Below are 8,277 nucleotides of genomic sequence, written 5' to 3'. Positions count from 1 at the left end.
GGGCTCGGTCCGGGCCAGGACGCCGTAGCCGTCCTTGGCCAGCAGGTAGGCGGTGTACGGCCCGCCGCTGAGCCCGGAGGTGTCGAGGGTGAGGGTGCCGGAGGTGCCGGCGGCGTACGCCCAGACGAGGGAGCTGCCGCCGCTTCCGGGCTGGCTGTCGCCGTCGTAGACGCCGATCCAGTTCTTCGGGTCGGGCGCGTCCGTCGCCCAGGTGAAGGTCAGCTTGTCGCCCTGCTGCGGGCTCGTCGAGCTGATCGTGACGGTGCTGCCGGTTGCGACGGCACGTGAGAGGGGTGACACGGTTCTGGGTCCTCTCCGCCCGGGCACCGCCGCGGCGCCGCCCAGGTTGGCCAAGTTGTCTATATAACTTGGCCAAGCAAGCCGTCCTCCGGAGACGAACCCGTGAACGAGGGATGGCCGCCGCCCGGGGAGGAGGCGGAAATCTGGAGTTCCCCCGTCTGTGCGGCGGCCGGCCGCGCGAAGGGTGGGCTTCCCGGGGCGGCAGTGCCGTCAGCGCACTCCCAGCCCGTCGAGCACCGCCCGCTCCACCGGTGTCGGCGCGGTGCCGCTCAGATCCAGCGGACCGACCGGCACCAGCGGGGGCTGGGCCAGGAACCGCGGGACGCGCCCCCGGTGGCGCTGGGCGGCGTGGACGAGGAACGGATGGCACAGGTACACATCGCCGGCGGCTCCGGTGGCGGCGGCCTCGGGCCGGCTCTCGCTGATCGCGGCGGCCTCCTGGCACAGCGCGAACCAGTCGCGGCCGCCTTGCCCGGCGCCGGCCAGCAGCGGGGGCAGGTCCAGGTGCGAGCCGACCCGGATACGGGTCGGGGCGTCGTCCGGGCCGACGTCGGAGAACAGGAAGAGCATCAGCAGCGCACGCCCGCGGGAGTGCGCGTCGACCCGGTACTCGCCGCCGGCCCCGGAGAAGCCGGCGTCCACATGCCAGCCGTCGTCACCGGGATCCTCGTCGCTGGGGAAGCGCAGCGGAAAAGTCCCCAGCCCCAGCGGCGCCGTCCAGCGCCCCGGGCCCACGAGCCGGTCGTAGGCCGCGTGCAGCACCGCGGTGTTGGCCGCCTCCCGGAACGGGGCAGTGCCCATGCCCCCCAGCCGGACGACCGGCTTCGTCCAGCCCGACGGGTCGTCCGGATCGAAGCCGCTGGCTTCCCACAGCTCGGCCGCGCACCGCTCGGCCGTCGCGCGGGGCACCGCGCCGGGGATCCGGACGAAGCCCTCCTCGACGAACCTCGTGACATCCTCATCGGTCGGCATCGGCACCCTCGTCCGCTCGGAGACCGGCGCACCAGCATTTCCGGCCGCGGCGGGCGGCCGCAACTGGTTTCCGCGGCGTCGCCGCCCAACAAGGCCGCCCATGACGGATATTGGGTCGCCCGGACCGGCAGGCGGCCCGCCGGGGCCGTCTTGTCGGCGCGGGAGCCGCGCCATACAGTGTCCGCACCTTCGGGTGATCATTTCGTCGGACCCGCCCACGCGTCCCCCCGCCCCGGCCCCGCCCCCCGCCCCTCTCGTCCCAGGAGTGCACGTGCCCGCTGCCACCTCCCGTGCGTCCGCCACCGGTTCGCGCCGCAGGTCCGTCCGCTCCGGATTCCTCGGCACCGCCGTGACCCTGCTCGCGGTCACCGCCGTCACCGTGACGGCCGAAAGCCCCGCCATGGCGGCGATCGGCGCCGACCGCGGCGCGCCGGGCCAGGGGGACCCGTACTTCCCGCTGGCCGGCAACGGCGGCTACACCACCGGGCACTACGACCTGGACCTCGCCTACGACCCGGCCACCCGGCAGCTGGACGGCGCCGCGCGGATCACCGCGCGCGCCACCCAGGAACTGCGCACGTTCGACCTGGACCTGTCCGGCCTGACGGTGCGCGGCGTCCGGGTGAACGCCCGGGCGGCCCGCTGGACCCGCCAGGGCCAGGAGCTCGTCATCACGCCCCGGCAGGCGCTGCGGAAGGGGGAGGGCTTCCGCGTCGACATCTCCTACGGCGGGGTGCCGGAGAACATCACCGACCCGGACGGCTCCGCCGACGGCTGGATAACCACCGACGACGGCGCGTTCGTGGCCGGCGAGCCGCTGGGCGCCATGTCCTGGTTCCCCGCCGACGACCACCCGCTGGACAAGGCCTCCTACGCCTTCCGGATCACCGTGCCGGCCGGCTACACCGCGGTCGCCAACGGCGTGCTGACCTCGCAGCGGACCACGGGCGGCAGGACGACCTTCCGCTGGAACCAGGCCGAGCCCATGGCCGCCTACCTCGCCACCGCCACCATCGGGAAGTTCGACGTCCAGCAGTACACCACCGCCTCGGGCATCCCCGTCTACACCGCCGTCGACCCGCGCGAGGCGGCCGGCGCCGCCCCGGCGCTCGCCCAGATCCCGGCGATCCTCGACTGGGAGTCCACCCTCTTCGGCCCCTACCCGTTCGCCGCGGCCGGGGCGATCGTCGACCACGCCCCCGATGTCGGCTACGCGCTGGAGACCCAGACCAGGCCGCTCTACGACCGGGCGCCGGACGTCGGCACCGTCGTGCACGAGACCGCCCACCAGTGGTTCGGCGACTCCGTGAGCCTGACCAGCTGGCAGGACATCTGGCTCAACGAGGGCTTCGCCACCTACGCCGAATGGCTGTGGACCGAGCAGCACGGCGGCCCCACCGCCCAGGCCCAGTTCGACAGCTACTACGCCCGCCCGGCCACCAGCAGCCTGTGGGCCTTCCCCACCGCCGACCCCGGCCAGGGCGCGAACATCTTCGCCTCGCCCGTCTACGACCGCGGCGCGATGACCCTGCAGAAACTGCGCACGGCGGTCGGCGACGCCCACTTCTTCACCATCCTCAAGGCCTGGGCCCGCGGCCACCGCTACGGCAACGGCACCACCGCCCAGTTCGTCGCCCTGAGCGAGAAGGTGTCCGGCAAGGACCTCGGCGCCCTCTTCCACACCTGGCTCTGGACCGCCGGCAAGCCCGCCCAGCCGTAGCGGGGAAAACCGGTCGCGCATGCTGCCGCCCGGGCGGCAGCATGCGGGGGTGAGACTTTCCGGGCCGCCCGACGGCGAGGTGCCTGTCCCCGCCCCCGTCGCCGCCCTGGCCGGGGACCGGCCGCTGCGGCCCGTATGGCGCAACGAGGCGGGCGGCCTGACCTTCCAGCTCGGCGGCGGCCCGGACCGGCGGTTCGCCAAGTGGGCCCCGGCGGGCTCCGGGCTGGACCTGGCCGCGGAGGCGGCCCGCCTGGCCTGGGCCGGCCGCTTCACCACCGTGCCCCGCGTAGAGGCCCGCGGGGCCGACCACGGGGGAGCATGGCTGGTCACCCGGGGACTGCCCGGGGACAGCGCGGTCAGCCCCCGGTGGCTGGCGGACCCCCGGACCGCCGCCCGCGCGCTGGGGGAGGGGCTGCGGGCCCTGCACGACCGGCTCCCGGTGGCCGGCTGCCCTTTCAGCTGGTCGGTCGGCCACCGGCTCGAACGCGCCCGGCGGGCCGGCGTCGAGCTGCCCGCCGACCCGCCCCCGCCGCCGCCGGTCGACCGCCTCGTGGTCTGCCACGGTGATCCGTGCGCCCCGAACACCCTGCTGCGCGCGGACGGATCCTGGTCCGGCCACGTGGACCTGGGCGCCCTGGGTGTCGCCGACCGCTGGGCCGACCTCGCGGTGGCCACCTGGAGCACGGAGTGGAACTACGGCCCGGGTTGGGAGGACACCCTGCTCGACGCCTACGGCGTCGCCCCCGACCCGGAGCGGACCGCCTTCTACCGGCGACTGTGGAGCGCCACCTGAGCGGACCCGCCCGCCCGCCCCGCCCGACACGATGTTCCCCCGGTCACGCCCGGCCCGCAGATACCACCAAGATGCCGCCGGGAGTTCTAAGGTTCGATGGGTGCATCTCGCTGATTCACCGGACGGGAGACACGGGACACATGTCGGTGCCATGGAGCGGTCAGGGACTGCCCCCCGCCGCGGCGGAGCGGCTGGCCGCGGGTCAAGGGGGAGCGGGACCTGGACGTCCGCGCTGTCCACCGGGGAGTTCGCGGCGATCCGCTCGGTCGGTTTCGAGCCGGTGGGCCAGGTGATGGGTTCCGCGGTCTTCCACATCGGCCGCAGCGGCCGGTACTGGGGCTACCACGACTGCCTGTTCCCCGGCGCCGGCTACGGCTTCGGCTTCAGCAACGTCGGCACCGCCCCGGTCGCGGTGTCCGGGGCCGGCGCCCCCTCCAAGGCGCTGGTCGGGGTGTTCGACCAGGCCCGGCGGACCGCGCTGGGGCGGATGTCCGCCGAGTGCCAGGCACTGGGCGGCGACGGGGTGGTGGCCGCCGGACTGACCATGGCGCCCTTCGAAGGCCAGCCCAACTGCCTGGAGTTCAAGGTGATCGGGACCGCGGTACGGGCGCGCGGCCCGCAGCACGTCGGGCAGCCGTTCACCTCGCACCTGGACGGCCAGGGCTTCGCCAAGCTGCTCGGCGCCGGATGGGTGCCCGTCGAGCTGCTGGTGGGGATGTCGGTCGGGGTGCGGCACGACGACTACCGCACCCAGTCGCAGACGTACTCCTGGGCCAACGTCGAGGTCACCGGCTGGAGCGAGCTTGTGCACGCGGTCCGCGCCGACGCGCGGCGCCAGCTGCAGCTGCAGGGCGCCAAGCAGGGCGGCGACGGGATCATCATGGCCGACAGCCAGCTGCGGGTGTGGTCCGAGGGCTGCCTGCGGGCCCGCAACCGCAGCAACTCCGAGCAGGAGGACCACGTGGCCGAGGCGACGATGGTGGGCACCACCGTCGCCCGCTTCCAGGTCCGGCAGGAACTGCCGCGGACGCTCTCGGTGATGCCGCTGGGAGACCGCGGAAAGCTGCTGCGCAAGCGGCTGGCGGCGGTCGCGTCCAGCCCCTACGGGGACCGCGCCGAATACCGGCGGCTGGTCGAGGAGATCAGCGAGTTGAATGACTAGGGCGGCCCCACCGATCCGTCCGCCCGACCGACCCGATCCGATGGCTGTCCCAACCGCACCGTGCAATGAGGGGTACTGACATGACGAAGGAACAGCCGAGCGCCGAAGGCGTTCCCGCCGACGCGATGCGGCGGTTGTCGGAGCTGGCGCCCGGCAGCCCCGGGTCGATCTTCACCAGCGACCTGTCGGTGAACGAGTTCCTCCTGGTGCGCGAGGCCGGCTTCAAACCGATCGGCCTGGTGCTGGGCAGCTCGATCTACCACGTCGGCATCCAGATCGGCCGCTGGGGCAAGAACCAGGAGCTGGAGACCCTCAGCCAGGCGATGTACCACGCCCGCGAGCTGGCGATGACCCGGATGGAGTCCGAGGCGGCGGCGCTGGGCGCCGACGGCATCGTCGGCGTCCGGCTGACGGTGGAGGCGCGCGAGTTCGGCAACGACATCGCGGAGTTCATCGCCATCGGCACCGCCGTCAAGGCCGACAACCCGCCCCCCGGCGGCGGCAGCTGGCGCAACAACAAGGAGCAGCCCTTCACCTCGGACCTGTCCGGACAGGATTTCTGGACGCTGATCCGGGCCGGCTACGCACCGCTCGGCATGGTGATGGGCACCTGCGTCTACCACATCGCGCACCAGAAGATGGGCACCGTGTTCTCCAACATGGGCCGGAACGTCGAGATCGAGCAGTTCACCCAGGCGCTGTACGACGCCCGCGAACTGGCCATGGCGCGCATGCAGTCGGAGGCCGAGTCGCTGCACGCCGAAGGCGTGGTCGGAGTGCAGCTCAACGCGCACAACCACCGCTGGGGCGGCCACACCACCGAGTTCTTCTCGATCGGGACCGCGGTCCGTCCGCTGCGCGCCGACCACGAGATCGAGCGGCCCACCATGGTGCTGACCCTCGACGGGTGACAGGCTCTGCCCCTGGGGGCGGATCAGGTCGGGTCGGGTAGTCGGGCGCGGGGAAACATGCGGGGAAACACGATGAGCGAGAACGATCGGCTGCCGGAGCGGCCGCAGGACGGGAACGGCGCGGGCGCGGAGCCGGCGCCGACCGCCTCGATCGACATGCTGGCCGCGGCGCTGCGCCGCGACTCGGCGGACCTGGAGATCTACGCCCAGGTCCTGACGGGCTCGCTGGCGGACGCCCTGCCGCCCGGGTCGGTGGCCTTCGAGCGCAAGCGGACCATGAGCGACCGGCTCGCGGGGCGCGCGGGCAGGGTGGAGAAGCTGGAGGTGTCCCTGGACGACCGCCGGCTGATCCTGACCCTGGCGCACGGCCGCCCGCAGGGCGAAGTGGCCACGGTGGTGCGCGGCGTGGTCCTGTCCCGCAAGCCGGTGCCGCTGGACGAGTGGGCCAAGGAGCTGGCGACGGCGGTCTCCTTGCGGGCCCGGTCCGACGCCCGCGCCCGCGCGGCCCTCCAGCGGCTCGTCCTGGGCGACTGAGCCGGCCGCCGGGCGGCCCGGGCGACCCCGGTGGGCGGTGGCGTCAGACCTTGTTCGGCTGGATGTCGAAGGCCAGGACGGCGCCGCCCCGGGTCAGCAGGTCCCGCTCGGCGATGTCGGCCCGGATCTGGCTGAAGAGGTCCAGCCGCGTCCTGCCCCGCGACGGGGTGATCGTGCCCTGGTACGAGCCCACGAAGGTGGTGCCGTCCGCGTTCGAGGTCTGGATGCTCATGAACCAGAAGTGCGTGCCCTGCTCGGCCATGTCGGTCCCCTTCGGTGGTGTGCGGTCCCATGGTGGCGCCCGGAGCCGCAGGGCCGCGGCCCCGGGGCGGGCGGCCCCGCCGGTGGGCGGGACATACGATCCCCCTTCCGGGAGTTGTGCGACACACCCGATACCGCTGCCGCCGCCGGTTGCCGCCGCCGGCGCAGGCACCCGTTCCCCTGGAGGATCCGTGAGCCAGCTCTTCGAGCCGCTGACCCTGCGCGACGTCACCTTCGGCAATCGCGTCTGGATGTCGCCGATGATGCAGTACTGCGCCCCCACCGGCGGCCCGGACGTCGGCACGCCCACCGACTGGCACCTCCAGCACCTGGCCTCCCGCGCGGTCGGCGGCGCCGGCCTCGTCATGGTGGAAGCCACCGCCGTCACCCCGGACAGCCGCGCCACCGCCTACGACCTCGGCCTGTGGAACGAGCGGCAGCAGGCGGCGCTCGCCCGGGTGGCCGCCCTGCTGACCGCGTGCGGCACCGTGCCCGGGCTGCAGCTCAACCACCCCGGCCGGAAGGCCGGCAGCGGCCGCACCTGGAACGACGAGCACCCGCCCCGCCCCGACCTGCGCCGTCTGGCACCCAGCCCGATCGCCTTCGGGCCGCTGCCGGCCCCTGACGAGCTGACCGCCGACGGCATCGCCGACGTCATCGGCGCGTTCGCCCGGGCCGCCGGCCGGGCCCGCGAGGCGGGATTCCGGGTGCTCGAACTCCACGGCGCCCACGGCTACCTCATCCACTCCTTCCTGTCCCCCCAGGCCAATCACCGCACCGACGCCTACGGCGGCAGCCGGGAGCGCCGGATGCGGTTCGCCCTGGAACTGGTGGAGGCCGTCCGCGCGCAATGGCCGCAGGAACTGCCGCTGTTCTTCCGGACCTCGGCGACCGACTGGCTCGCCGGGGACACCGAGGACCCGCGGCCGGGCTGGACGGTGGAGGACACCGCGGTTCTGGCCCGCGAGCTGACGGCCCGCGGTGTGGACCTGCTGGACGTCTCCAGCGGCGGCACCGTGCCGGACGCGCCCATTCCCGTCGGCCCCGGCTACCAGGTCCCGCTGTCGGCCCGGGTGCGGGCCGCGACGGGGACGCCCACCGCCGCGGTGGGACTCATCACCGAACCGGAACAGGCCGAGAAGATCATCGCCAAGGGTGAGGCCGACGCCGTCTTCCTCGGCCGGGTGCTGCTGCGCGACCCGTACTGGCCCCGCCGCGCCGCCGGCGTCCTGGGCGCCGCGCTGGCCGTCCCGCCGCAGTACACCCGCGCCTATTCCGTCCGCTGACGCGCCCGCCCCGCGCCCGGGCGTGCCCGCAATGGCCGGGCGGGCGCGCGAGAGGGAGCAGATGCCCCGAGGATCGGTAGTGCGCACATCCGATCCGCAGGAGGCGGTCATGGACTTCGATGTGATCGTCGAGATCCCGCAGGGGTCCCGGAACAAATACGAGATGGACCATGCGATCGGGCGGATCCGGCTGGACCGGATGCTGTTCACCTCGACCCGGTACCCGGCCGACTACGGCTACATCGACGGCACCCTGGGCCGCGACGGAGACCCGCTGGACGCGCTGGTGACCGTGGGGGAGCCGACCTTCCCGGGGTGCGTGATCGCCTGCCGGGCGG

The 8,277-nt window shown here is 73.8% G+C and carries 9 protein-coding genes and 1 pseudogene; 7 read left to right on the top strand and 3 right to left on the bottom strand.

The window, feature by feature from the left end; genetic code table 11:
- Positions 1-300: pseudogene (locus tag GA0115240_RS11130) on the bottom strand (hypothetical protein); the annotation flags it as partial.
- Positions 301-510: 210 nt separating this feature from the next.
- Complete coding sequence (locus GA0115240_RS11125; RefSeq protein ID WP_176725041.1) at positions 511-1,272, bottom strand: phytanoyl-CoA dioxygenase family protein; 762 nt, start codon at positions 1,270-1,272, stop codon at positions 511-513.
- A 400-nt stretch (positions 1,273-1,672) separates the two neighbouring features.
- On the opposite strand from GA0115240_RS11125, the gene GA0115240_RS11120 reads away from it, so the two are divergent.
- The 5 genes from GA0115240_RS11120 to GA0115240_RS11100 all read left to right on the top strand — a co-directional run bounded on the left by GA0115240_RS11120 (position 1,673) and on the right by GA0115240_RS11100 (position 6,392).
- Positions 1,673-2,992: a M1 family metallopeptidase gene (locus GA0115240_RS11120; RefSeq protein ID WP_093736512.1), complete on the top strand. Its 1,320-nt coding sequence runs from the start codon at positions 1,673-1,675 to the stop codon at positions 2,990-2,992.
- Between the two features lie 49 nt (positions 2,993-3,041).
- On the top strand, positions 3,042-3,785 hold the full coding sequence (locus GA0115240_RS11115) for an aminoglycoside 3'-phosphotransferase (protein ID WP_256069701.1): 744 nt from the start codon (positions 3,042-3,044) through the stop codon (positions 3,783-3,785).
- Between the two features lie 292 nt (positions 3,786-4,077).
- Positions 4,078-4,947, top strand: a complete 870-nt coding sequence (locus tag GA0115240_RS11110) for a heavy metal-binding domain-containing protein (protein WP_176725040.1) — start codon at positions 4,078-4,080, stop codon at positions 4,945-4,947.
- Positions 4,948-5,027: 80 nt separating this feature from the next.
- Positions 5,028-5,858, top strand: a complete 831-nt coding sequence (locus tag GA0115240_RS11105; protein WP_093736507.1) for a heavy metal-binding domain-containing protein — start codon at positions 5,028-5,030, stop codon at positions 5,856-5,858.
- A 72-nt stretch (positions 5,859-5,930) separates the two neighbouring features.
- Complete coding sequence (locus GA0115240_RS11100) at positions 5,931-6,392, top strand: hypothetical protein (RefSeq protein WP_237554782.1); 462 nt, start codon at positions 5,931-5,933, stop codon at positions 6,390-6,392.
- Between the two features lie 43 nt (positions 6,393-6,435).
- On the opposite strand, the gene GA0115240_RS11095 is transcribed toward GA0115240_RS11100, so the two are convergent.
- Positions 6,436-6,654, bottom strand: coding sequence for a hypothetical protein (locus GA0115240_RS11095; protein ID WP_093736506.1), 219 nt, complete (start codon positions 6,652-6,654; stop codon positions 6,436-6,438).
- 190 nt (positions 6,655-6,844) lie between these two features.
- Here GA0115240_RS11095 and GA0115240_RS11090 point away from each other — a divergent pair, with 190 nt between their 5' ends.
- Entirely contained in the window at positions 6,845-7,939 is a 1,095-nt protein-coding gene (locus GA0115240_RS11090; protein WP_093736505.1) for an NADH:flavin oxidoreductase/NADH oxidase, read from the top strand.
- Positions 7,940-8,048: 109 nt separating this feature from the next.
- The coding region (locus GA0115240_RS11085; protein ID WP_141708800.1) for an inorganic diphosphatase at positions 8,049-8,277 on the top strand (229 nt) is incomplete at its 3' end.

The sequence above is a fragment of the Streptomyces sp. DvalAA-14 genome (assembly GCF_900091855.1).
Taxonomy (GTDB): Bacteria; Actinomycetota; Actinomycetes; order Streptomycetales; family Streptomycetaceae; genus Actinacidiphila.
The sequence above is the reverse complement of the archived record's forward strand: the minus strand, read 5'-3'. Positions and strand labels throughout refer to the sequence as shown.

What these genes read in the sequence shown, in the direction of transcription:
- GA0115240_RS11125 (WP_176725041.1), bottom strand. Translation starts at nt 1,272, where the DNA reads ATGCCGACCGATGAGGATGTCACGAGGTTCGTCGAGGAGGGCTTCGTC.
- GA0115240_RS11120 (WP_093736512.1), top strand. Translation starts at nt 1,673, where the DNA reads ATGGCGGCGATCGGCGCCGACCGCGGCGCGCCGGGCCAGGGGGACCCG.
- GA0115240_RS11110 (WP_176725040.1), top strand. Translation starts at nt 4,078, where the DNA reads ATGGGTTCCGCGGTCTTCCACATCGGCCGCAGCGGCCGGTACTGGGGC.
- GA0115240_RS11105 (WP_093736507.1), top strand. Translation starts at nt 5,028, where the DNA reads ATGACGAAGGAACAGCCGAGCGCCGAAGGCGTTCCCGCCGACGCGATG.
- GA0115240_RS11100 (WP_237554782.1), top strand. Translation starts at nt 5,931, where the DNA reads ATGAGCGAGAACGATCGGCTGCCGGAGCGGCCGCAGGACGGGAACGGC.
- GA0115240_RS11095 (WP_093736506.1), bottom strand. Translation starts at nt 6,654, where the DNA reads ATGGCCGAGCAGGGCACGCACTTCTGGTTCATGAGCATCCAGACCTCG.